The sequence below is a fragment of the Aeromonas sp. S8(2024) genome, from assembly GCF_041403085.1.
Lineage (GTDB): Bacteria > Pseudomonadota > Gammaproteobacteria > Enterobacterales > Aeromonadaceae > Aeromonas > Aeromonas dhakensis.
Genome location: NZ_JBGLRF010000011.1, coordinates 95,865 through 120,347 on the forward strand (window position 1 = coordinate 95,865; position 24,483 = coordinate 120,347).

At 60.8% G+C, this 24,483-nt stretch carries 21 protein-coding genes; 11 read left to right on the top strand and 10 right to left on the bottom strand.

The features are described from left to right. Nucleotides 1-186 precede the first annotated feature (186 nt). The 3 genes from ACB031_RS20445 to ACB031_RS20455 all read left to right on the top strand — a co-directional run bounded on the left by ACB031_RS20445 (nt 187) and on the right by ACB031_RS20455 (nt 3,063). Nucleotides 187-1,350, top strand: coding sequence for a multidrug effflux MFS transporter (locus ACB031_RS20445; RefSeq protein WP_054544163.1), 1,164 nt, complete (start codon nt 187-189; stop codon nt 1,348-1,350). A 108-nt stretch (nt 1,351-1,458) separates the two neighbouring features. Next, a complete protein-coding gene (locus ACB031_RS20450; protein ID WP_017786488.1) occupies nt 1,459-2,508 on the top strand; it encodes an oxidoreductase in 1,050 nt (349 codons plus the stop codon). A gap of 309 nt (nt 2,509-2,817) precedes the next feature. Then, nucleotides 2,818-3,063, top strand: a complete 246-nt coding sequence (locus tag ACB031_RS20455; protein ID WP_005309486.1) for a hypothetical protein — start codon at nt 2,818-2,820, stop codon at nt 3,061-3,063. Nucleotides 3,064-3,164: 101 nt separating this feature from the next. On the opposite strand, the gene rimJ is transcribed toward ACB031_RS20455, so the two are convergent. Further along, nucleotides 3,165-3,716, bottom strand: coding sequence for a ribosomal protein S5-alanine N-acetyltransferase (gene rimJ, locus ACB031_RS20460; RefSeq protein WP_371140146.1), 552 nt, complete (start codon nt 3,714-3,716; stop codon nt 3,165-3,167). Beyond that, nucleotides 3,716-4,270 (bottom strand): GNAT family N-acetyltransferase, encoded by a 555-nt coding sequence (locus tag ACB031_RS20465; RefSeq protein WP_065017345.1) that lies wholly within the window; start codon nt 4,268-4,270, stop codon nt 3,716-3,718. Before ACB031_RS20465 ends, rimJ begins: the two co-directional genes overlap by 1 nt. Nucleotides 4,271-4,622: 352 nt before the next feature. On the opposite strand from ACB031_RS20465, the gene ACB031_RS20470 reads away from it, so the two are divergent. Next, nucleotides 4,623-6,392: a M4 family metallopeptidase gene (locus ACB031_RS20470; RefSeq protein ID WP_010634996.1), complete on the top strand. Its 1,770-nt coding sequence runs from the start codon at nt 4,623-4,625 to the stop codon at nt 6,390-6,392. A gap of 52 nt (nt 6,393-6,444) precedes the next feature. Here the strand turns inward: ACB031_RS20470 and ACB031_RS20475 are convergent, their stop codons facing one another. Then, nucleotides 6,445-7,344: a LysR family transcriptional regulator gene (locus tag ACB031_RS20475; protein WP_017764724.1), complete on the bottom strand. Its 900-nt coding sequence runs from the start codon at nt 7,342-7,344 to the stop codon at nt 6,445-6,447. Between the two features lie 209 nt (nt 7,345-7,553). On the opposite strand from ACB031_RS20475, the gene mdtH reads away from it, so the two are divergent. Then, nucleotides 7,554-8,747, top strand: coding sequence for a multidrug efflux MFS transporter MdtH (gene mdtH, locus ACB031_RS20480; protein ID WP_005309498.1), 1,194 nt, complete (start codon nt 7,554-7,556; stop codon nt 8,745-8,747). Between the two features lie 61 nt (nt 8,748-8,808). Here the strand turns inward: mdtH and ACB031_RS20485 are convergent, their stop codons facing one another. The 3 genes from ACB031_RS20485 to aspA form a co-directional block, all read right to left on the bottom strand. After that, nucleotides 8,809-9,900, bottom strand: coding sequence for a porin (locus ACB031_RS20485; RefSeq protein WP_268027229.1), 1,092 nt, complete (start codon nt 9,898-9,900; stop codon nt 8,809-8,811). 201 nt (nt 9,901-10,101) lie between these two features. Continuing rightward, nucleotides 10,102-11,421: an anaerobic C4-dicarboxylate transporter gene (locus ACB031_RS20490; RefSeq protein ID WP_005309503.1), complete on the bottom strand. Its 1,320-nt coding sequence runs from the start codon at nt 11,419-11,421 to the stop codon at nt 10,102-10,104. 127 nt (nt 11,422-11,548) lie between these two features. Beyond that, nucleotides 11,549-12,991 (bottom strand): aspartate ammonia-lyase, encoded by a 1,443-nt coding sequence (aspA, locus tag ACB031_RS20495; RefSeq protein WP_005309505.1) that lies wholly within the window; start codon nt 12,989-12,991, stop codon nt 11,549-11,551. Nucleotides 12,992-13,440: 449 nt separating this feature from the next. Between aspA and ACB031_RS20500 the strand changes: the two genes are divergently transcribed. Beyond that, nucleotides 13,441-13,917: an FxsA family protein gene (locus tag ACB031_RS20500; RefSeq protein WP_371140147.1), complete on the top strand. Its 477-nt coding sequence runs from the start codon at nt 13,441-13,443 to the stop codon at nt 13,915-13,917. A gap of 23 nt (nt 13,918-13,940) precedes the next feature. On the opposite strand, the gene ACB031_RS20505 is transcribed toward ACB031_RS20500, so the two are convergent. Then, nucleotides 13,941-15,341, bottom strand: coding sequence for an MATE family efflux transporter (locus ACB031_RS20505; RefSeq protein WP_019839813.1), 1,401 nt, complete (start codon nt 15,339-15,341; stop codon nt 13,941-13,943). 181 nt (nt 15,342-15,522) lie between these two features. Between ACB031_RS20505 and ACB031_RS20510 the strand changes: the two genes are divergently transcribed. The 5 genes from ACB031_RS20510 to ACB031_RS20530 all read left to right on the top strand — a co-directional run bounded on the left by ACB031_RS20510 (nt 15,523) and on the right by ACB031_RS20530 (nt 20,287). Continuing rightward, entirely contained in the window at nt 15,523-15,816 is a 294-nt protein-coding gene (locus tag ACB031_RS20510; RefSeq protein ID WP_005309514.1) for a co-chaperone GroES, read from the top strand. Nucleotides 15,817-15,858: 42 nt separating this feature from the next. Further along, the gene (groL, locus tag ACB031_RS20515; RefSeq protein ID WP_005309517.1) at nt 15,859-17,493 is read left to right on the top strand and encodes a chaperonin GroEL; all 1,635 of its coding nucleotides are present in this window, start codon (nt 15,859-15,861) and stop codon (nt 17,491-17,493) included. Between the two features lie 95 nt (nt 17,494-17,588). Further along, nucleotides 17,589-18,086, top strand: a complete 498-nt coding sequence (locus tag ACB031_RS20520) for a hypothetical protein (protein WP_005309520.1) — start codon at nt 17,589-17,591, stop codon at nt 18,084-18,086. Nucleotides 18,087-18,109: 23 nt separating this feature from the next. Further along, the gene (locus ACB031_RS20525; RefSeq protein ID WP_017785684.1) at nt 18,110-20,041 is read left to right on the top strand and encodes a bifunctional diguanylate cyclase/phosphodiesterase; all 1,932 of its coding nucleotides are present in this window, start codon (nt 18,110-18,112) and stop codon (nt 20,039-20,041) included. Nucleotides 20,042-20,098: 57 nt separating this feature from the next. Then, nucleotides 20,099-20,287, top strand: a complete 189-nt coding sequence (locus ACB031_RS20530) for a hypothetical protein (RefSeq protein ID WP_080628999.1) — start codon at nt 20,099-20,101, stop codon at nt 20,285-20,287. Nucleotides 20,288-20,360: 73 nt separating this feature from the next. On the opposite strand, the gene rluA is transcribed toward ACB031_RS20530, so the two are convergent. From rluA to ACB031_RS20545, 3 genes are all read right to left on the bottom strand, one after another. Beyond that, nucleotides 20,361-21,017 (bottom strand): bifunctional tRNA pseudouridine(32) synthase/23S rRNA pseudouridine(746) synthase RluA, encoded by a 657-nt coding sequence (gene rluA / locus ACB031_RS20535; protein ID WP_017780964.1) that lies wholly within the window; start codon nt 21,015-21,017, stop codon nt 20,361-20,363. A gap of 221 nt (nt 21,018-21,238) precedes the next feature. Then, the gene (rapA, locus tag ACB031_RS20540) at nt 21,239-24,106 is read right to left on the bottom strand and encodes an RNA polymerase-associated protein RapA (protein WP_371140148.1); all 2,868 of its coding nucleotides are present in this window, start codon (nt 24,104-24,106) and stop codon (nt 21,239-21,241) included. Nucleotides 24,107-24,287: 181 nt separating this feature from the next. After that, nucleotides 24,288-24,483: hypothetical protein (locus tag ACB031_RS20545; protein WP_371140149.1), on the bottom strand; the 196-nt coding region annotated here is incomplete at its 5' end.

The window sequence follows — 24,483 nt, forward strand, 5'->3', positions numbered from 1 at the left end:
GCGGGGCTGGCGCCCAGGAAAAGCGCCAATTGCCCTGGATCACCCTCGCCGGGGTCATGGCAAGATGTGGATAAAATGAATGTTTCCCGAATGGAATAACAGAAGTGATTAAATACCATTTCAATTCATTACTGTGAGTCAGTAGACTCGCGCCCCAATCCATTTCCCCATGCCACGAGGTGACTGATGCCATTGATTCTTCTGCTTGTACTCCTGGTGCTGTTCAGTCCGCTGGCCATCGACATCTACCTGCCCGCCATTCCGCAGATGGCCGAGCAGCTAGGCGCCGAGGTGACCCTGATGCAGGGCACCATTACCTGGTTCCTGTTCAGCATGGGACTGGGGCAACTGTTGGTGGGGCCGCTGGCCGACCGCTACGGCCGCAAGCCCATCGCCCTCGGCGGCGTGCTGCTCTACGGTCTGAGCGCCCTGGGTGCCGGCTTTGCCGCCAGCCTCGGCGAGCTGATGCTGGCGCGGGTGCTGCAGGGCCTCGGCGCCTGTGCCACCTCGGTGGCCGCCTTCTCGGTGGTACGTGACAGCTACGGCCCCAAGAAGAGCGGTCAGATGATCTCCTACCTGAACGGTGCCATCTGCTTCATTCCGGCGCTGGCCCCCCTGCTCGGTGGCTGGCTCACCGCCAAGGCGGGCTGGTCGGCCAACTTCTGGTTTATGGCCGGATACGCCGTCGTGGTTGGCAGCTGGCTGCTGTGGCGGATGCCGGAAACCCGTCCGGAAGAGACCCGCAGCGGCGGCCCGCTCATCAGCTGGTCGCGCTACAGCCCGGTGCTGCGCTCTCCGAGCTTCCTGTTCAACGCGACGCTGTGCATGCTGGCGATGGCGGTGATCCTGGCCTATGTCACCGCGGCGCCGGTGCAACTGATGGTGCGGCTGGGGCTGGACATGAGCGGCTTCAGCTACTGGTTTGCGGCCAACGCAGCGCTCAACATCCTGGCCTGCTTCCTGGCGCCCCGTTTCATCGCCAAGGTGGGGCCAAGACGCACCCTGCGCATCGGCCTGCTGGTGCTGCTGCTCTCCGCCATCTCCCTGAGCCTGTCGATGCACATCGATCATCCGCTGGCCATGATGGGCCCGGTGTTCCTCTCCAGCATCGGCTTTGCCATGATCCTGGGTTCTGCCGCCGGCATGGCGCTGGCACCGTTCGGTCACTGCGCCGGTACCGCCGCCGCCCTGCTCGGCCTGTTCCAGATGAGCGGCTCCGGTGCGCTGGTGGGCTTTATCGGCGCGCTGATGCACGACCCGCTGAACCAGCTGGCGCTGCACATGTGGCTGTTGCTGCCCCCGCTGCTGGTGCTGATGACCCGCCAGGGCCGGCGCTTGTGTTTGCAATAAATCCTGTGCTCTGATGGGCACACTCAGGGGGCCTTGGGCCCCCTTCTCTTTTGGCAGGCCAAAGGTTCGCCTGCATCTCATGACACAGCTACCCGTGGAGAAAACCGGATGAGCCACACAATCAATGCCGCCCTGGTGGGCTACGGCTTTGCAGGCCAAACCTTTCACGCCCCGTTTCTGACCAGCACGCCCGGGCTCTCCCTCGGCTGGGTGGTGAGCCGGGATGCCGCCAGGGTGCAGAGCGATCTGCCCGGCTGCCGGGTCGGTTCGCTGGCCGAGGTGCTGGCAGACCCCTCGGTCGATCTGGTGGTGATCGCCACCCCCAACGACACCCATGCCCCCATCGCCCGCGAGGCGCTGCTGGCCGGCAAGCACGTGGTGATCGACAAGCCGTTCGCCCTGGACCTGGCCGAGGCGCAGGCGCTGGTGGAGCTGGCGCAGAAGCAGCAGCGACTGCTCAGCATCTTCCACAACCGGCGCTGGGACGGGGACTTTCTTACCGTACGCCGCTTGCTGGCGGAGGGGGCGCTCGGTCAAGTTGCCCAGTTCGAATCCCACTTCGATCGCTATCGTCCCGAGGTGCGCCAGCGCTGGCGCGAGGCGGGCGGTCCGGGCTCCGGCCTCTGGTTCGATCTCGGCCCCCACATCCTCGATCAGTCGCTGCAGCTGTTCGGTCAGCCGGACTGGCTGCAGGCGGATCTGGCCCAGCAGCGCCCCGGTGCCCTGGCGGATGACTACTTCCACGTGGTGCTGGGCTATGGCGAGATGCGGGTCGTGCTGCACGGCAGCTGCCTGGTGTCGGCCACCATGCCGCGTTTCGTCATCCACGGTAGCGAGGGCTCCTTCATCAAGTTCGGCATGGATGTGCAGGAGGAGCAGCTCAAGCTCGGCAAGCGGCCGCCTGCGGCAGACTGGGGAGTGGACAACGAACCCGGCCAGCTCAGCCGGATCCGCGATGGTCAGCTGCAGCAGCAGAGCGTGGCCGGCGAGGCGGGGGATTACGGCGCCTACTATCGCGGCGTCTGTGCCGCCATCCGTGGGGAAGGCGACAACCCGGTGCCGGCCGGCGAGGCGCTGGCGGTGATGGCGCTGCTGGACCTGGCCCGCGACAGCGCTCGCGAGGGTAAGCGCCTGGCTTGTCAGATCCTGTCTGACTGAGGCGGTCTATGTGCGTGATGGCCGGCACCATGCAATAACCGTTTATTGCCAGCAATCACGGGGCCTGTGGCGTTTTATTGTACAAAACTGCGCCGTTTACAGTGTTTTGTATTAATGTTTGTCGCTGTAGTAGTTCTTTTCATCCAACCAACGAGAAAATATCATTGTGATACTCGTTTTCATTGGGCGCGTATGGGGATATATTTCGCGCGCCTCTTGGCTCCCGGCATATGGTTTTTTCACCGGGTGAAAGGACGCACTGTGATGGTTGTACCGACCATCTCTCCATATTTTTCTGAGGGTATGCACATGAACAAAGTACTGGTAGCCGGTATCCTGGGTCTGATGTTGACCGCTTGTGGTCAGAAAGAAGAAGCCGCCGCACCGGCCGCTACTCCGGCCGCCGACGTTGCTGCAACTGTTGAGAAAGCCGCTAGCGAAGCCACCTCTACCGTAGAGAAGGCTGCTTCCGAAGCGACTGCAACCGTTGAGAAGGCTGCCGCTGACGTAGCCACCAAGGCAGAAGCCGCAGTGAGCGATGCCAAGGCCAACTAAGCCTGCACCTCATCTGAAAAACGGGCCCGAAGGTAACTTCGGGCCCGTTTTTTATGTCCGTTCCCCGCCTTTGACGGGATTCTTGCCGGCTCGGGAACCGGTTAGAGCGCGGGGTTGAGGCGCGCGGTGAGGATATGATCCTCCCAGCGGCCGTTGATCATCAGGTAGCCTTTGGCGTACCCCTCCCGCTCGAAGCCGAGCCGCTCGAGCAGGGCGCCGCTGCGCTGATTGGCCGGCATGTAGCTGGCCATGATGCGGTGCAGGCCGTGCTCCCTGAACAGATAGTCGATGCCGGCCCCGACGATCTCCTGCATCAGCCCCTGTCCCTGGTGGGCCTGATCGATGGCGTAGCCCAGGTGGCAGGCCTTGAAGGCCCCCATCAGGATATTGGTGAAGTTGCAGGTGGCGATCACCTGCTCGCCATCCGGCTCGAGCGCTACCAGGTGCACCCCGCTGCCGTTGAAGAACTGGCCGTAGCTGTCGCGCAGCCGGCCGTGCCAGTGGCTCAGGGTATAGAAGCTCTCGTCCCGGCTGGGCTCCCAGGGGGTGAGGTGAGCGCGGTTGCGCAGATAGAAATCCAGCATCAGATCGGCCCGCTCGGGAGGCAGTACGGTGAGCCGGCTGCGGGCCGTGCACAGGTGTGGCAGTGCCATCAGTGATCCCTCTGCCCAAGCCACTCGTCGCGCAGCAGGCTGTAGTGAACGTGATCCACGACTCTGTTGGCCAGCCGCTCGGCACGGCGGGTGATCCCCTCCTGCTGCATGCCGAGGCGCTCGCAGACTGCCCGGCTGGGCTCGTTGTCGATGGCGGCGCTGATCTCCACCTTCTCCATCCCCATCTCTTCGAAGGCGTGATGGATCAGGGCCTGGCAGGCGCGGGTGATGATGCCGTTGCCCTGCCAGCGCTCGGCCAGCCAGTAGCCGATGCTGACTTTGGCCAGCGCCTTGTCGATCTGGTTGTAACCGATGACGCCGACTACCTCCCCCTGATACTCGATGGCGGTGGTCAGCCCCTCGCCGCGGGCGAATTTCTCGATGGCGTGGCGGATGAAGGTGGCGCTGTCGGCGGGTTGCTGAATGTAGGGGGGCCAGGGTAGCCACTGGGTCAGGTAGTCGCGATTCTCCCGACAGAGGGCAAAGAGTTCGCTGGCCATGTCGGGCTGCAGGAACAGTAGCGCCAGCTCGTCATCCAGTTGCCATGAAAACATCCGCACCTCCCGTTGCAGCAGGGGCCCGCAATGGGCCGTCGAACCGCCAATGTAGCCAATCAACCCCTTGTTAGCCAAGGACTTTCAGCCGTTATCAAGGCTGCGCTATCCCCATATGGAGGGGCGGCTCCGACCGTCATTGGGGCGCTTTGTCATTGTTCGGCCTTTCCTGGTGTTATTCGCCATTTTTTCGGCTCTTTACGCTACCAAAAACAGGCAACAGCAGATTCTGCTATGGATTCATGCTGGGCTGTCACATATGACAGGCAGCAATTCCGATCGCGCCAACTAGTGTAGGAGCGCTGGGCAACGGACCCGGCGTGTAATCTTCATCGACTTAAGGAAAAGACGGATGAACAAAGTCTATTTGGCCGTGGTATTGGCCTGCTGGGGAAGCGCAGCCTTGGCTGCAGAACAGGTTGACGTACATCAGGTTGCCGGCATTCAGGGAGCACCGAGCGGTGCCGCCGGCGTCAGCGCGCTGGCCGGGGATGGCGAGTTCCGCCAGGTGCGGGCAGTCAAGCTGCCCAACGGCCAGCAGCGGGTACGCTATGAGCAGACCTGGCACGGTATCCCGGTCTGGGGTCAGGTGCTGGTGGCCGAACAGTCCCTCGGTGGCCAGATCAGCCAGGTCTCCGGCCAGATCCTGCGCCAGATCGATGCCGATCTGGCCAGCCCGACCGCGGCCCTGTCGCCGGCCGATGCCGCCAGCAAGGCGCGGGCCGGGGCCAAGGGCAGCAACGAGCGGGTCAAGCTGTTCGTGATGCAGGATGACGCGGGTCAGGCCAAGCTGGTCTATCTGGTCTCTTGGCTGGCGGCGAGCGAAGAGCCGAGCCGTCCCTTCGTGATGATCGATGCCCAGACCGGCAACGAGCTCAAGCGCTGGGAAGGGATCAACCACAAGGATGCCACCGGCCCGGGCGGCAACATCAAGACCGGCAAATATTTCTACGGCTCCGACTTCGGCCCGCTGCAGGTGGATGACAACTGCCGCATGACCAGTGCCAACGTTGACACCCTCAACATGAATCACGCCACCACGGGCGGCACCATCCACCAGTTCACCTGCCCGGAGAACACGGTCAAGGAGATCAACGGTGCCTACTCGCCGCTCAACGATGCCCACTACTTCGGCAACGTGGTGTTCGACATGTACCGCAACTGGTACAACACGGCGCCGCTGACCTTCAAGCTGAAGATGCGGGTGCACTACAGCCGCAACTACGAGAATGCCTTCTGGGACGGCAGCCAGATGACCTTCGGTGACGGCGCCACTACCTTCTATCCGCTGGTGAGCCTGGACGTGGCAGCCCACGAGGTGAGCCACGGTTTCACCGAGCAGAACTCGGGGCTGGTCTACTCCGGCCAGTCGGGCGGCATCAACGAGGCCTTCTCCGACATGGCGGGGGAAGCGGCCGAGAACTACATGAAGGGCAGCAACGACTGGCTGGTGGGCGCCCAGATCTTCAAGGGCAACGGCTCCCTGCGCTATTTCGAGGATCCGACCCGGGATGGCAGCTCCATCGGCCACGCCAGCGACTACTATGACGGCATCGACGTGCACCACAGCTCGGGTGTCTACAACCGCGCCTTCTACCTGCTGGCCAACACCAGCGGCTGGAATACCCGCAAGGCCTTCGAAGTGTTCGTGCTGGCCAACCGTCTCTACTGGGGCGCCAACACCACCTTCGATCAGGGGGCCTGTGGCGTGACCAAGGCGGCGACCGATCTCGGTTACAGCGTGACCGACGTGGCGGCCGCCTTTACCACTGTCGGGGTCAATGCCACCTGTGGCGGCACCACTCCGCCCACTGGCAGCGTGCTGCAAAACGGGGTACCGGTGACCGGTCTCTCCGCCGCCAAGGGTGGCAAGCTGAACTTCACCATCGACGTGCCGGCCGGCAAGAGCCAGCTGGTGATCGCCAGCAGCGGTGGTACCGGCGATGCGGACCTCTATGTGAAGTTTGGCAGCGTGCCGACCAGCAGCAGCTATGACTGCCGTCCGTACAAGAGTGGCAACGCCGAGACCTGCACCCTGAACTCGCCCAAGGCGGGGACCTGGAACGTGCAGCTGAGCGCCTTCAGCGCCTTCTCCGGAGTGACCCTCAAGGCTAGCTACTGATCATCAGTGGCCGTTGACAACAGTGAAGCGCCGGACTTGTCCGGCGCTTTTTTTATGCGGGTTTGCCCGCCCAGCGGGCGGCCAGGGTGCGGGCGGCCTCCAGTACCCGCTCCTTGGCAGGGTTGGGGCGCTTGCCGCTGCGCCAGGCCATCATCACGTCCCAGTGATCCGGCGGCAGATCCACCACGTCCAGCTGCACCAGCCGGCCAAATTCCAGATCCCTGGCGATGGCGAGCGCCGGCATCAGGGTGATGAAGCCGTGTTCCAGCGCCAGCTCCCGCGCCGCGCTGGCGGGCTGGATGGCGTGCAGCGGGCTCGCCACCTGGCGCAGCAGACGCAACTGCAGGATCAGCTCGTCGCAGCCGGTGCCCCACTGCTGGGGGGCCAGCCGCTCGTTGGCGATGTCCTGCAGGGTCAGGCCCTGCCGCCCGGCCAGCGGATGGGTGGCACAGGCCACCGCTATGATGGGGGAGCGATAGAGCAGCTCGAGCTGGATGCCGGCGATGGCCGGACACTTGAGGATGAAGCCGACGTCGGTCTCGCCGGTCAGCAGCTCCTGCATGATGATGCCGGAGTGATCCGTGTTGCAGCGGATCTCGAAGGTCTCGTCGACCAGTGCCAGCAGCAGGGGGCCGAACACCACTGTCGTCAGGGAGGGCAGGCAGGCGAGCCGGATGCGCGGCAGGGCCGGTGCCCCCTGCATGGCCAGCCGGCCCCCTTCCAGCGCGCTGAGGGCCGCGCTCGCCGCGGGCAGAAACTGCTCGCAGGCCGGGGTGGGGGTGGCGCCGCGCCGGTGACGGCGAAACAGAGGCTGGCCCAGATCCTGCTCCAGTACGGCGATCCGCTGGCTCACCATGGGTTGCGACCAGCCGCGCACGGCAGCCGCCTTGCTGAAACTGCCGCGATTGACCACATCCAGCAGCAACTGCAGATCGTCGAGGGTCATAGCCATAAGATAATCCAATATGAAATATAGCCAGTTGTCGGCTACCACTATATCTGGCGTCCTTCCAGAATAGCAGTATCAATCGTTGTGCTTTGGCATATTGCCACACCGACTCAGGGGCTTGCAGCACCTTGAGTCCGTTTGGTGACGGCGTCATTCGGGCGACGAGCAGTAATCGATATGAATGTCATCAGAGCAGCAGGGGACGGGTAGTCATGGTGGATCGGGCAAGGCGGTTGGGGCGGTGGTTTTTGGCGTTGGATTCCCTGTTGGTGATCCTGGGGTTCTTCGTGGTGATGCCCATGATCAGCCTGCGCTTCGTGGATCAGCTCGGCTGGGCGGCCGGGGTGGTCGGGTTGGCGCTGGGGTTGCGTCAGCTGACCCAGCAGGGGCTGGGCATTCTGGGGGGCTCGCTGGCGGACAAGTTCGGGGCGCGCCCGCTCATCGTGGGCGGCATGCTGCTGCGGGCGGCGGGGTTTGCCAGCCTGGCCTATGCCCAGAGCGGCCTTGAGCTGATCCTCTCCTGCATCATCTCGGGGCTCGGCGGCTGCCTGTTCGACCCGCCCCGGGCGGCGCTGGTGATCAAGTTCACCCGGCCGCGGGAGCGGGGTCGCTACATCTCCTTGTTGATGATGCTGGAGAGCGCCGGCGCCGTGGTGGGGGCCCTGCTCGGCAGCTGGCTGCTCAACTTCGATTTCGAATACGTCTGTCTGCTGGGGGCCGGCCTGTTTGTCTGCGCCGCCCTGTGCAACCTGCTGATCCTGCCCCCCTACAAGCTCTCGGTGCGGCCGACCCCGATCCGCGCCGGTCTCGGCCAGGTGCTGGCCGACAAGGCATTCTGCCGACTGGTGCTGATCCTGAGCGGCTACTATGCGCTCTGGGTGCAGGTGATGCTGATCTTCCCCATCCTGGTCAAGCAGATGGCGGGCAGTACCACGGCGGTTGGCTGGATGTATACCCTGGAGACCGCCATCTCGCTGGCGCTGCTCTATCCGCTGGCGCGCTATGGCGAGCGGCGCTTCAAGCTGGAGAGCCGGCTGATGGCCGGGGTACTGCTGATGACCACCGGCATCGGGCTGGTGGCCTTTGCCAACACCCTGCCAGCCGTGTTTATGCTGCTGGCCTGCTTCTATCTGGGGATCGTCATCGCCGAGCCGGCGCGGGAGACCCTGATGACCAAGCTGGCGCAGCCGGGGGCGCGCGGCAGCTACATGGGCTTCAGCCGGCTGGGGCTGGCGCTGGGAGGTATGACGGGGTATGTGGGGGGCGGCGCCCTGCATGACTACGCCATGGCTCAGGGGCAGCCCTGGTTGCCCTGGCTGGTGCTGGGCACAGTGGGCGTGACCACCTTGCTGCTGCTGGCCAACTGCTTTCATCGCGAGTCGAGTCTGGCGCGGGTCAACGTCTGAATGGGCATAAAAAAACCGGCCGCAGGCGGCCGGTAAAAAATACAGTAGGCTACAGGAAGACTTAGAAGTTGTACTGCAGGGCCACGGCGACCACGTCGTCGGTGTTCTTGCCCAGCGAGTTGGTGTGGGTGCCGTTGACGTTGTCCAGCAGGTTGATCTTGTAGTCAACGTAGGCGTTGAAGTTGTCGGTGAAGTTGTACCAGGCACCGATGGAGACGTATTCGGTGGCGGTGTCATCGATGCCGCGAGCGTTGTCCTTCACGTCGGTGCGCAGGTAGGCCACGGACGGCTTGAACTTGCCGAAGGCATACTGGGCCACGGCTTCGTAGCCATCCATCTTCTCGGCGTAACCGTTGAAGGTGCTGACGTACATGTGGTCTTCACCGTGGGAGTAGGTGGCAGCCAGGTAGAGGTCGCCGACGGCGTACTTGGCGCCCACGCCGTACAGTTTGGCGTCGCTGTCGCCACCGAAGGAGGCGTTGGCAGCCTGCTCGTCGGTCTTGCCGGCCTGGTTGTAGGCGGCACCCAGGCTCAGGCCCATGTCGAAGTCATAGTTGGCAGACACGGCGAAGCCTTCGGCGGAACCCTTCGGATTCCAGGTGCTGTTGGTGCCAGTCAGGTTGGAGCGATCGGCGTTCTGCGGATCGTTGTTGCCGGTGAACTGGGCACCCAGGGTCAGGCCCTGATAGGTGTAGACGTACTGAGCCAGGCCATTGGTACGACCGGTGCCGAACACTTCGGTGTCCTTGCCCAGGCCGTCACCGCCCCACTCGGGCAGCACGTCGGTGTAGTTGTTCACGGCTTTGGTGAACAGGCCGTCCTGACGACCGTAGCTGAAGGCTCCGAAGCGATCGTGCTTGATGCCGGCGTAGGCATAACGCAGCTCGTCATTGTCGGAACCGGAGGTCGGCAGGTTGTACTCGGCAAAGCCGAAGGCCTGCATTTCCGGAGCAATCTTGGTTTCGCCGGCAACGTGCAGACGCAGGTAGCTGGCGTCGCCTTCAGAACCGTTGTCATCAGTGCCGTAGTACATGCCCTGGGCGCGACCACCGATGTCGAGCTTGGTGTCGTTCTGGTTGTAAACGGTCGCGGCTTGCGCACCACCGGCCAGCAGCAGGCTGGAGATGGCCATGGTCAATGCTGTTTTTTTCATTGTTCGTTCCTCTGGTGTAAACACTGTCGGACCTGTGCTCGGCCCTGTTGATCGGTTATCTGTTCCGATAGCCCAGAGTAGCCCTGCGAACCTTGATAGAAACTGAAGCGGACAAGGATTAATTAATGGTTTGACCAGAAAGGCAGGCATAAAAAACGGCCCAGAGAGGGCCGTTTGAACATTTGTGGAATTAAATGCTGTTTAGAGCATCATGCCACCGAAGAAGAAGCCGAGCGCCACGGCGATGGCGATGGTGGCCACACCCGGTACGAAGAAGGGGTGGTTGAACACCGCCTTGCCGATGCGGGTGGAGCCGGTGTCGTCCATCTCGACCGCGGCCAGCAGGGTCGGGTAGGTGGGCAGCACGAACAGGGCGCTCACGGCGGCGAAGGAGGCAATCGCGGTCAGCGGGCTGACACCCAGTGCCAGGGCGGCCGGCATCAGGGCCTTGGTGGTGGCGCCTTGTGAGTAGAGCAGCATGGCGGCGAAGAACAGCACCACGGCCAGCAGCCAGGAGTACTGGTTCAGCAGGTCGCCGGCGATGAGCTGGATGGTATCCATGTTGCCCTTCACGAAGACGTTGCCGAGCCAGGCCACACCCAGTACGCAGATACAGGCAGACATACCGGACTTGAAGGTGGGCATGTTGGTGACCTGGGTCACGTCCAGCTTGCACACCAGAGTCATGATGGTGGCCGCGGCCAGCATGATGCCCATGATGGCGCCGTCACGGGGGATCGGCGGGTTGGTGATGAGGCCCACTTTACCGGAGATGGCAGTGGCATAGGCCATCACGGCCACGATGGCGGCGATGAAGATCCAGACCGACAGCTTGGCGTAGGGTTTGATCTCGAGCTGGGTGGTACCACGCAGCTTGATCTGCCCCTTGGCCTTGCGCTCCAGGTAGACTTCATCCTGGTCCAGCGGCTTGCCCAGCATGTTGGCGACGAAGGCGCCGAGGATGCAGGCGATGAAGGTGGAGGGGATGCAGATGGCCAGCAGGGTCAAGTAGTCAACACCGAACGGCTCCAGCATGCCGGAGAAGGCGACCACGGCTGCGGAGATGGGCGAGGCAGTGATGGCGATCTGGGAGGCGACGACCGCGATGGAGAGCGGACGGGACGGGCGGATGCCCTGCTCCTTGGCCACTTCGGCGATCACCGGCAGGGTGGAGAAGGCGGTGTGACCGGTACCGGCCAGCATGGTCATCAGGTAGGTGACGACCGGGGCGGCGAAGGTGATGTATTTGGGGTTCTTGCGCAGGGCTTTTTCGGCCAGGTGCACCAGGTAGTCCATCCCGCCGGCCAGCTGCATGCAGGCGATGGCGCAGATGACGGACGCGATGATCATGATCACATCCCAGGGGATGTAGGTGACCAGCTGATCGCTCGGGATCTGCACCCCGAGGCCCCAGGTCAGCACCAGTACCCCCAAACCACCGGCAAAGCCGATGCCGATGCTGCCTATCCGGGCCCCCAGATAGATAGCGGCGAGCACGACGAGCAACTCGATTCCAATCATAGTGAACACTCCATTTTCCAGTTTTTTTAGGTTTTATTTGGCAGAAAAGCCAATTCCCGATGGGGCTGGGCAAGACCTATCGGGAACTGACTCTATGGGCCGGGATGATCCCGGCCCATTTGCTCGCTTATACGGTGGCTTCGCGGGTGTAACGCTTGGCCTTGTATTGCGGGTTCATCAGGTTCTCGATGGAGAGGATTTCGTCCAGCTGTTCGGCGGTCAGCAGGCCGCGTTCCAGCACGACTTCACGGACGTTCTTGCCGGTCTGTGCACAGATCTTGCCGACGATGTCGCCCTCGTGGTGGCCGATGAAGGGGTTCAGGTAGGTCACGATACCGATGGAGTTCAGCACGTGGTTCATGCAGATTTCCGGGTTGGCGGTGATGCCTTCCACGCACTTCTCGCGCAGGGAGATACAGGCCTTTTCCATCAGGCTCAGGGATTCGAACATCGCCTGACCGATCACCGGCTCCATGACGTTCAGCTGCAGCTGACCGGCTTCGGCGGCGAAGGTGATGGTGACGTCGTTGCCAAAGACCTTGAAGCAGGACTGGTTGACCACTTCCGGAATGACCGGGTTGACCTTGGCCGGCATGATGGAGGAGCCAGCCTGCATTTCCGGCAGGTTGATCTCTTTGAGTGCGGTGCGCGGGCCGGAGGAGAGCAGACGCAGATCGTTACAGATCTTGGAGAGCTTCATCGCCATGCGCTTGATGGCGCCGTGCAGCATCACATAGGCGCCGCAGTCGGAGGTCGCTTCGATCAGATCTTCAGCTGGCACATAGGCGCGACCGGTGATTTCGGCCAGGCGCTTGATGGCCAGGGCGGAGTACTCGGGCGGGGTGTTGAGGCCGGTACCGATGGCGGTGGCGCCCAGGTTCACTTCCAGCAGCAGCTCCTGGCAACGCTTGATGGACTTGATCTCTTCACGCAGGGTGACGGCGAAGGCGTGGAACTCCTGACCCAGGGTCATGGGCACCGCGTCCTGCAGCTGGGTACGACCCATCTTCAGGATGTTCTTGAACTCGGCAGCCTTGGCATCGAAAGCGGCGATCAGCGCTTCCAGGGCAAACAGGGTGGTGTCGGTGCTGTTCACCACGGCGACGCGGAAACCGGTGGGGTAGGCGTCGTTGGTGGACTGGCACTTGTTGACGTGATCGTTCGGGTTGATGACGTCGTAGCGGCCTTTTTCCAGACCCATCAGCTCGAGGGCGATGTTGGCCAGTACTTCGTTGGTGTTCATGTTGACGGAGGTGCCGGCACCGCCCTGGTAAACGTCGACCGGGAACTGGTCGAAGCATTTGCCGGTGTTCAGCATCAGGTCGCAGGCTTCCACGATCTTGTCTGCAATTTCAGGACGGATGGTGCCCAGCTCGCCGTTTGCCAGCGCGGCGGCCTTTTTGGTCAGCACCATGCCGCGGACGAATTCCGGAACGTCAGAAATCTTCTGAGAGCTGATCTTGAAGTTCTCGACGGCGCGCAGGGTGTGTACGCCGTAGTACATGTCGTTGGAAACTTCTTTGGTGCCCAGCAGGTCTTCTTCAATGCGGACGTTCTTGATGTCGCTCATTGTAATGCCTCAGAAATCAGATAAATGGAAACGATCCTCACCGAGTGGTCGCGAGTTCCTTACGCACGGTTCATCCTGAAGCACCACACATCGAGTGGGGCGGTTGGAGGCCTTTTTTGCCTCCTTCATTACTGGCGTCGATATTACCCCAATTGAGGTATCTGATATTAGACCTGGATCACTAAATTTGAGACAACCTCAAATAACTTGTGGTCATTAAACAGATATTGCAATCGACCGATTAACTTTGACAGAACAATGACTTCAATCACAGTCCGGCAAGCCGGTTTTTCTGCGGATCCGGCGCTGCGTCACCCTCCGCACTTGAAAAGTGCGCGCTGACCCCCATTTTAATCAACAGGAACCGATATCATGGTGGGTTGGCAGCGGCATCGACGGCTGTCTGGTCTGCCGGCGGTTCATTCACATTCACCCGCACTGAGGTTGTTATGGGCAAGTTGTTTCTATTGTTGGTCGGTCTGGTGGTGCTCGAGCTCACCGTGATGATCGAGGTGGGCTCCGTGATCGGCGCCTTGCCGACCGTCGGCCTGCTCATTCTGACGGCGGTGCTGGGCTCCTCTCTGGTGCGCAGCGAAGGGATCAAGACCCTGTTCAACGCGCAGCAGAAGATGCAGCAGGGGGAGATGCCTGGACGTGAGGTGATGGGGGGCATGATGCTGGCGCTGGCCGGTCTGCTGCTGATCATTCCGGGCTTCGTGACCGACTTCTTCGGCATCCTGTTGCTGCAACCCTGGCTGCGCAACAAGCTGGCCGACAAGCTGATCGGCAGCAACCAGTTCAGAATGCAGATGGGCGGTTTTCAAAGCCGTCAGCAGCCGTTCGACGAGGTGCCTGGCAGTGACCAGCCGGGTCAATCCCAGCGCGCCGGTACCACCATCGAAGGGGAGTTCGAGCGCAAGGAGTAAGTGCTGCGCTCAATCCCAGGCCATCAGGGCTTGCCCTGATGGCACAACTGCTCGAAGCGGTGGCGGGCATACCACCAGGCCAGAGTGCCCGCCGCCAGGTTCGCCAGCAGGATCCCCAGATAAATCCCCTGTTCTCCCCCCAGTTTTGCCCCCAGCCAGGCTCCTGGCAGCAAGAAGACAAACAGTCGCAAGCCGTTGAACAGAAAAGAGATGCTGGATGCCCTCACGCCATTCAAGGCGGATGCCAGCAGCATCACCATGCCCTGAAAGCCATAACCGATGGGTACCAGGTGCAGATAGAGCACGATGAGGCGCACCACCTGCGGGTGATCGCTGAACAGATCGGCGATGAAGGGGGCCAGCAGCCAGGTCAGCGCGTAGACCGCCAGCTGGAACAGCAGGGCGAAGCGCATGCAGAGCTGCAGCGCCGCCTTGGCGCGGGCCGGGTTGCCGGCGCCGCAGTTTTGCGAGATGAAGGGAGCCAGCACCGAGGAGAGCGCCATCATCACGATGAGCAGCAGGGCCTCGACTCTCGAGGCGGCGCCGTAGGCGGCCACCACCTCGGTGCCCAGTCCGGCGAAGATGGTCATCAGCACCGCATTGGCCAGCGGGTTGAGCATGTTGGTGAAGGAGGCAGGCACGGCCACGTGCAGCAGGGCGCGCCAGTGGGCCAGCAGCTGCGGGCGCGGGGAGAGGCGCCAGCGCAGCAGGCCCTCGCGGTGGCGCAATATATAGAGGCTGACCAGCATGGCCATCAGCCAGGAGAGGGAGGTGGCGATGGCGGCGCCGCGGATCCCCCACTCGGGAAAGGGGCCTATACCGAAGATGAGCAGGGGATCCAGCACGCCGTTGACCAGCCCGGCCACCGTCATCACCAGGCTCGGGGTCTTGGTATCGCCGGTGGCCCGGATGGCGGCATTGCCCACCATGGGCAGCACCAGCATGGGGACGGTCAGATACCAGATCAGCATGTAGTCGTAGATGAGGGCGATCAGCGCATCGCTGGCACCGAGCAGCCGGAACAGCGGGTGTATGGTGAGCGCCCCCGCCACGGCGATGAGGGTGACCAGCAGCACCGCCAGGAACAGGTTGTCGGTGGTGATGCGGGCGGCCTCTTCATGCTTGCCCTGGCCGAGGGCATGCCCCATCACGGCGGAGAGGCCGGCCCCCAGCCCCATGGCCAGCGAGGTGACCACGAAGGTGACCGGAAAGGTGAAGCTGATGGCGGCCAACGCCTGGGTGCCCAGCATGCCGATGAAGAAGGTATCGACCAGGTTGAAGGCGAGGATGGCGACGATGCCGAGGATCATGGGACCCGTCATGCGCAGCAGTACGGACGTCATGGGGGCTGTCAGCAGGGGATTGGGTCGGGTCACGGGCTGGTCTCTGTACATCTGGCGGAGTTCTGGCTGCTGGCAGCACAAACCGGTTTCCTGACCGGGACTCGGGCGATCCATCAAAGACCTTCATAGTACGTGAAAATATTTTTTTTGTATTTGCCCTTGAAGGGTTAACAAACGTACCCCACATCGGAGACATATCTAATTTGGCCAGGAATGGCCATTCCTCAAAGCAACACAGAGACTCATTTTGGGAGAGTTATCGATGAAAATTCGTCCACTGCACGACCGCGTCATCATCAAGCGCATCGAAGCTGAAGCCAAATCCGCTGGCGGCATTGTCTTGACTGGTACGGCGGCCCAGAAGTCCACCCGTGGTGAAGTTCTTGCCGTGGGGACTGGCCGAATTCTGGATAATGGCGACGTCAAAGCCCTCGCCGTCAAGGTTGGTGACAAGGTTATCTTCAACGAAGGCTACGGTGTGAAGACCGAGAAGCTGGATGGTCAGGACGTGCTGATCCTGTCTGAAACCGACATCCTGGCGATTGTCGAAGAGTAATCCACCCCTTTCCCCCAAGAATTGATTGAAGGACTGAACAAAATGGCAGCTAAAGAAGTCAAGTTTGGCAACGAAGCCCGCATCAAGATGCTGGAAGGCGTCAACATCCTGGCCGATGCAGTCAAGGTGACCCTGGGCCCGAAAGGCCGCAACGTGGTGCTGGACAAATCTTTCGGCGCTCCGACCATCACCAAGGATGGCGTCTCCGTCGCTCGCGAAATCGAACTGGAAGACAAGTTCCAGAACATGGGCGCCCAGATGGTTAAGGAAGTCGCTTCCAAGGCCAACGATGCCGCCGGTGATGGTACCACCACCGCGACAGTACTGGCCCAGGCCATCGTCAACGAAGGCCTGAAGGCCGTTGCCGCCGGCATGAACCCGATGGATCTGAAGCGCGGTATCGACAAGGCCGTGGTAGCCGCCGTTGCCGAGCTGCAAGCGCTGTCTCAGCCCTGCGCAGACAACAACGCCATCGCTCAAGTAGGCACCATCTCCGCCAACTCCGACGAGAAAGTCGGCAAGCTGATTGCCGAAGCCATGGACAAAGTGGGCCGTGATGGCGTCATCACTGTAGAAGACGGTCAGGGTCTGGAAGACGAGCTGGCTGTGGTTGAAGGTATGCAGTTCGACCGTGGCTACCTCTCCCCGTACTTCGTCAACAAGCCGGAAACCGGTGCCGTCGAGCTGGACGACCCCTTCATCCTGCTGGTCGACAAGAAAATCTCCAACATCCGCGAAATGCTGCCGGTGCTGGAAGGCGTGGCCAAGGCTGGCAAGCCGCTGATCATCGTCGCCGAAGACGTTGAAGGTGAAGCGCTGGCGACTCTGGTGGTCAACACCATGCGTGGCATCGTGAAAGTGGCTGCCGTCAAGGCGCCGGGCTTCGGTGACCGTCGCAAGGCCATGCTGCAGGATATCGCCATCCTGACTGGCGGTACCGTGATCTCCGAAGAAGTGGGCATGGAGCTGGAAAAAGCGACCCTGGAAGACCTGGGCCGTGCCAAGCGTATCGTCATCACCAAAGAGAACACCACCATCATCGATGGCGTGGGTGATGCAGGCCTGATCGAGAGCCGTGTGGCCCAGATCCGTCAGCAGATCGAAGAGACCTCTTCCGATTACGACCGTGAGAAGCTGCAAGAGCGCGTAGCCAAACTGGCTGGCGGCGTTGCAGTGATCAAGGTGGGTGCTGCCACTGAAGTCGAGATGAAAGAGAAGAAAGCACGTGTCGACGATGCCCTGCACGCGACTCGCGCTGCGGTGGAAGAAGGCGTGGTTGCCGGTGGTGGTGTGGCGCTGGTGCGCGTTGCTGCCAAACTGACCGGTCTGCGTGGCGACAACGAAGACCAGAACGTGGGTATCAAGGTTGCTCTGCGCGCCATGGAAGCTCCGCTGCGTCAAATCGTCATCAACGCCGGTGAAGAAGCCTCCGTCATCGCCAACGCGGTGAAGAACGGCGAAGGCAACTATGGCTACAACGCCTACACCGAACAGTACGGCGACATGCTGGCCATGGGCATCCTGGATCCGACCAAGGTGACTCGTTCTGCCCTGCAGTTTGCCTCTTCCGTTGCCGGTCTGATGATCACCACCGAGTGCATGGTCTCCGAGCTGCCGAAGAAAGATACCCCTGCCATGCCTGACATGGGCGGCATGGGTGGCATGGGCATGATGTAATTCAGCCTGGGTTACCAAACGGCTCGCTTTTGCGAGCCGTTTTTTTTATGGCGACTAGACTGAGTCTATTGTCAGTGACTTTATCCGAGGTGAACATGCGTGTACTGGGTTTGATTTCATTACTGTTTTCTCTGGCCATGCCGGCAATGGCGCTGGAAACGCCGCAAGGTCCCGTCATCCTGAAGGTGACCGGCAATGTACAACCGGCGGAAGCGACCGAAGGGGTGGTCTCCTTCGATCTGGCGATGCTCAAGGCGTTGCCGCAGCACGAGATCGTGACCGCCAACCCCTGGGTCGACAAGCCGCACAAATACGTGGGACCCAAGCTGGCCGATCTGCTGGCCGCCGTCGGTGCGGATGGCAAGGCGATCACCTTGACCGCATTGAACAGTTTTCAGATCAGGCTCAACTGGGATAAGGTCAAGCAATACGACCCGATTCTGGCCTGGCAAGATGATGGGGTCACCATGCGGGTACGGAATAAGGGACCGCTTTGGTTTATCCTACCGCTGGATCAATATCCCGAGCTGAAACGCTCGGAGTTTACTGACATGATGATTTGGCAATTGAATGCCATTGATATTCAGCATTGATGTAGTGGCTTCTGGGAGCACGAGTGAAAGCAAAGACCAAGGCGTGGCCTTTACTCATCGTTCTTTATCTATCCATCCTGCTGTTCACCGGGAGCACTCTGTATTGCCTCGCACAAATACAGAATGCGACCCGGGTGATGGAGAAGTATACCTATGACGTCTCCTGGGCCCTGATGCAGTTACAACTGGAGTTGGGGCGCTTCCTCAACTCCGTCGAGATTTACCATTATGGCGGCATCGATCACGATACCCTGATGTTGCGCTACGACATCCTCTGGAGCCGCACCCCCATTCTGCTCAGCGGCCAGCTGCGTCAGAGCATGAAGGACAAGCAGAAGACCCTGCGGCTTGTGCAGTTGATCGAAAGCAATATCCGAGAGATGGAGCCCAACATCACCAACCTGAAGTCGGGAACGCCGGATTATCAGCAGATCATGATGCGGCTGTCGCCTCTGCAGGAACCGCTCTCCTATTCCCTCGCCTCCGTGATGCAGAAGAACATCAACGTCTATTCGGGCAATGACAAGCGCTTCGGCCAGTTGCGCAATGCCCTGCTGTTCATGGTATCCGGGCTGGTGTTGTCGGTGATGCTGCTGAGCGGTCTGCTGATCCGCGAGGCGCGCCGCCATTTCAGAGTGGCACGGATAGATCCCCTGACCGGACTTTCCAATCGTCTGGCCCTGCTTGAGAAGATGGAATCCTACGCCAGCAAGGAGACGCCGTTTGGTCTGGTACTGGTGGACATCAATGACTTTCGCGACATCAACAGCAAGTTCGGTTACAACACCGGTGACTTCCTGTTGCAGGAGCTAGCGAAACGGATGCGCGGCCTGTGTGAAAACGGTGAGTGGGTGGCCAGGCTTGGCGGTGACCAGTTCGCTATGATCCAGCGCGAGAGCAGTGATCTGCGTCAGGTGAGGGAGCTGGTAGCCCGTCTGCTGCACGCGCTCAAGCAGGACATCATCATCGACAACTATCCATTCCGGCTGGAGGTGGGCATCGGCATCGCCTTCTTCCCGATGGACAGTAAACAAGCCCAGGAACTGCTCAGCCGGGCCGAGCAGGCACTGTTCCACAGCCGCAAGACCCATGTGCCGTACGTCATCTACGACAGCTCGCTGCTCAATGAGACAGCGCGCCGCAAGCATCTGGCCAGCGACATGATCATGGCGCTGGAGCACAATGCGCTCGAGCTCTACTACCAGCCCATCGTCAACCTGGAAAGCGGCCGCTGCGAGGCGGTCGAGGCCCTGCTGCGCTGGCGTCACCCTGAGCTTGGTTTCATCCCGCCCAACGAGGTGATCCAGGTCGCCGAAGAGTTTCAGCTGGCCGAAAAGCTGGGTAGCTGGGTGCTGAATACCGCCTGTGAGCAGCTCTATCAATGGCAGCAGCTGGGCCTGGTGGATCTGCAGATGTGCGTGAACATCTCTCCCGGCATGTATCAGCGCAACCTGCTGAAGCTGGTGGCCAAGGCGCTGATGGACCACCATATCCCGGCTGCCAGCCTGGTGCTGGAAGTGACGGAAGACACCACCATGCGCGAGGTGAAAAACTCCCTGCAGCTGATGCAGGACCTCAACCAGCAAGGGGTACAGCTGGCGCTGGATGACTTCGGGACGGGCTACTCGTCCCTCAGTTATTTGCAGAAACTGCCGGTCAGCAAGGTGAAGATCGATCGCTCCTTCATTCAGGGGATCGATACCTCCATCGAAGCGTCCGAGCTGGTCGCCAACATCTGCCGGATGGGCTCCATGCTGGGCAAGAGTCTGGTGTGCGAAGGGATCGAAACCCAGGCCCAGCTCGACGTGCTGCGCACTTTGACCGACATCCATCTCTATGGTCAGGGTTATCTGTTCAGCCGTCCCGAGCAGGCGGAGAAGGTCTATCAGACCCTGCTGGAGATGGAAGAGGAGTGGCTGGAGCGGCGTCAGCCCGACAAGGCGTATTTAATTTAGCCAAAGTGCTCATGTCTGGCCTAAGATGGCCGATAGTCTTAGGGCAGGAGGTACACCATGGATATATCTAGTTCTGCATCTGCGTCATTTGGTTCTGCATTGATGACGGCCAGCCTGGCCAAGAAACAGCAGACCCAAGAAGGTGAATCTGCATTGAAACTGCTGCAAACAGCGGCTCAATCAGCACCGGTTGCACCGACATCGGCCAACGCTTCTCTGGGAAGTAAAATCGATATTCGCGTCTGACCCTAACGAAAAAGCCCCCATCTAGTCGATGGGGGCTTTTTTATGTCTGCGATATCGCAATGTCTCTCTTGGCTCAGACCGGAAAAGGGGCTGGTGCCTCGAAGGTCATCCGTTCGCCGCTGCGGGGGTGGCTGATGGTCAGGCTGGCCGCATGCAGATAAAGGTGCGGTGCCGCCGCCAGCGCCTCCGGATTGGCGTAGAGGTTATCCCCCAGAATGGGGTGCCCCAGCTCCAGCATATGAACCCGTAGCTGATGGGAGCGACCGGTAATGGGAGTCAGCTTGATCAGGCTGTTGCTATTCTCCACCTTCAGCTTCTGCCACAAGGTCAGGGCGTGACGCCCCTCCTCAAAGTCCACCTTCTGCTTCGGGCGGTTGGGCCAGTCGACGCAGAGCGGCAGATCCACTTCACCCGCATCCAGTTCCGGCTCGCCCCACACCCAGGCCAGATAGTGCTTCTCGGTTTCCCGCTCGCGGAATTGCCGGCTCAGCTCCCGGTGAGAGTTGGGATTGAGGGGGATCACCAGCACACCTGTGGTCGCCATGTCGAGACGATGGGCTGCCGCCGCCTTGGGGTGCTGTTGCTTCACCCGATGGAGCACGCTGTCTTCATTCTCGGGGCCGCGCCCGGGGACGCTCAGCAGGCCAGTGGGCTTGTTGACCACCATGATGTCCTTGTCCTTGAACAGGATATCGAGCCAGGGTTCCAGGGGCGGTGAGTATACAAACATAGCGTCTCGCATCTTTGGTCAAAGCGGGGGCAAGTCCCCATCAGTTATGGATTACCACGATAAAAGTGCATGGCAGCCAACTCGCGTTGGGTCTGGTCGTTATCAACCAGACGATGCTTTCACAGTTTTATCAGTTATGGGTAACCACGATAAAAAGTGCATGGCATCCAACTCGCGTTGGGTCTGGTCGTTATCAACCAGACGATGCCTTCACCGTTTCATCAGTTATGAGTAACCACGATAAAGCGGATGGCATCCAGCTTGAGTTGGGTCTGGTCGATCAGGTGGTGCAATTCTGCCTGCAGATTGCGCAGATAATCCAGTTCGCTGTCGCGCACGTTCGGGTTGACTGCCTTGAGCGCCTCCAGACGATCGAGATCCTGCTGCAGAGTTTGCGCCATCTGGGCACGGGCCTGGTCGACAATATTCGCCTTCAGTCCTTCGGCAATCGCCTGGCCCTGGCCAATCAGACCGTGGATCACTGGCTGGGAAGCGGTGACCAGTTTGCTGCCCAGGTGGCGGTTGACCGGCGTCAGCTGGCGGTTGAAGGCATCGAAGGCCACCTTCTCACCCAGGTTGTTGCCGTTCTTGTCCATCAGCAGCCGGATCGGCGTCGGTGGCATGAAGCGGTAGAGCTGGGGATGGGCCGCAGACTCGGCGACGAAGATCAGCTCCAACAGGATGGAGCCGACCGGCAGCGCCTTGTTCTTGAGCAGAGCCACCGAGGTGGCACCGATCTCGGAGCCGAGGATCAGGTCGATACCGCCGCGCATCATGGGGTGATCCCAGGAGAGGAACGACATGTCGTCCCGCGACAGGGCGGTGGTGCGATCAAAGGTGATGGTCATGCCGTCTTGCGGCAGGCCCGGGAAGCTCGGCACCAGCATGTGATCGCCCGGCATCAGCACCAGCGCGTTCTCGCCGCGATCATCTTGATTGACGCCAATCTCGTCGAACATCTTGAGGGCGAAGGAGATCATACCGGTGTCGTCATCTTCGGCAGCCAGCTTCTCGACCAACTGTTTGGCAGCTTCGCCACCGCTGGAGTGGATCTCCAGCAGACGATCGCGGCCCTGTTCCAGTTTGGCCTTGAGGGGCTCGTGCAACTCGCGGGTGCGGGTCAGCAGCGCTTCGAGGGTCGCCTGCTCACCGGTGTTGGCGGCCAGCAGCTCGAACAGCTCGTCACGCACCGCTTCAAACACCGGGCGTGCGGTCGGGCAGGTCTGCTCGAACGCATCGAGGCCATCGTGATACCAGAGCTGCAGGGCGCGCTGGGAGGTGCCCTCCAGATAGGGAACGTGGATCTCGACAGTGTTCTGCTGGCCGATGCGATCGAGACGGCCGATCCGTTGCTCCAGCAGATCCGGGTTGAGGGGCAGGTCGAACAGCACCAGATGGCTGGCAAACTGGAAGTTGCGACCCTCGGAACCGATCTCGGAGCAGAGCAGCACCTGGGCGCTCCCCTCAGTTTGAGCGAAATAGGCGGAGGCCTTGTCCCGCTCGAGGATGGACATCCCCTCATGGAAGACAGCGGCGCGGATCCCCTCGCGGGTACGCACGGCCTCTTCCAGTGCGATGGCGGTGGCCGCTTCGGAGCAGATCACCAATATCTTCTGCTGGCGGGCAGAGATCAGCAGTTCCAGCAGCCAGTCAACGCGCGGGTCAAACTGGGTCCAGCTGGCGTTGTCGCCTTCAAACTGCTGGAAGATCTTCTCGGGGTAGAGGTAGCGCAGGGCGCGGGTCTGCAGATCGCCGCCGTTGCCACCCATCATGCCCATCACCTTGATGGCGGTTTTGTACTGCTCCGGCAACGGCATGGGATAGACGTTGAGATGACGCTCTGGGAAGCCCTGAATGTTGGCGCGGCTGTTGCGAAACAGCACGCGACCGGTGCCGTGCTGATCCAGCAGCTTGGCGACTGCCTGCTGACGGGCGGCCGCATCAGTGAGATCCAGACCATCAAGTTGGCCTGCCAGGGTCTGTTTGGCCGCTTCGCTCAGGGCCTCGCCATCCAGCAACTCCTGGGCGGCACTGGCGACTTGACCATAAGCCTGTTCCTCGGCGAGAAAGGCCTCGTAGTCGTAGAAGCGCTCGGGGTCGAGCAGGCGCAGACGGGCAAAGTGGCTCTGATGGCCCAGCTGGTCCGGAGTCGCGGTCAGCAGCAGCACGCCTGGCACCTGTTCGGCCAGCGCTTCCACCATTTCATAGGCACGGCTCGGCGCCTCCTCGCTCCACTCCAGGTGATGTGCCTCGTCGACGACCAGCAGATCCCATTCGGCTTCCAGCAACTGTTCGAAGCGGCGGCGCTTCTTGCGCAGGAAGTCGAGGCTGCAGATCACCAGCTGTTCGGTTTCGAAGGGGTTTTCCGCATCGGCAAAGGCCTCGATGCAGCGCTCCTCGTCAAACAGGGAGAAGTGCAGGTTGAAGCGGCGCAGCATTTCGACCAGCCACTGGTGCTGGAGCGTTTCGGGCAGCAGGATCAACACGCGATGGGCGCGGCCGGAGAGCAGCTGCTGATGAATGATCATGCCCGCTTCAATGGTCTTGCCGAGGCCCACCTCGTCTGCCAGCAGTACGCGCGGGGCATAACGGTGGCCTACTTCATGGGCGATATAGAGTTGGTGCGGGATCAGGCTGACCCGTCCACCGGCCAGACCGCGGGTCGGATTGCGACGACGTTTGTGCTGGTTGACCAGCGCTTCGTAGCGCAGGGTAAAGCGGGACATCCGGTCGATCTGGCCGGCGAACAGGCGATCCTGTGGCTTGTTGAACTTGATGAAGTTGTTGAGAAACACTTCCTTGAGGGCAACCGGCTCATCATTGTCGGTGCGAACACCAACATATATAAGCAGGCCATCTTTCTCCTGCACTTCATCGACCATCATGGTCCAGTCTTCGTGACTGGCTATCTGATCGCCCACATTGAAGCTGACCCGGGTGACCGGCGCCTCTTCTTTGGCATACATGCGGTTTTCACCGGTAGCCGGAAACAACAGGGTAACCATGCGTCCTTCAACAGCAACGACAGTCCCCAAACCCAGATCCGTCTCTGTATCACTAATCCAACGCTGGCCAAGTGCAAAAGGCATTAAACTCTCCAAAGCCCAAGAGTGTGTGAATCGCAAAGGGGCGCTATGTTACCCGAAGGCGTGAGCGCGATCACCATGGATATGGCGATGGTGGCAGCCATTTCATCCTGCTGTGGATCCAGCTCTTGCCCTGTATGATTGAAGATAGATGGCGTTGACTACGGGCGAGGAAATTGCTGGATTAAGCGACTTCTTGATTGATTGTTGAGCGGTTGAACGATTTCTTCGAATTTAATGCGAATTGTCGCTTGCAAGCGTGATCCAGATCCCTATAATGCGCCTCCATCGACACGGCAAGCGGCAACGCAAACAACCAGGTCGGTAACCTCGAAAAGCCTTTGAAAATAAGGCTTGACTCGAGAAAGCGGTTGAGTAGA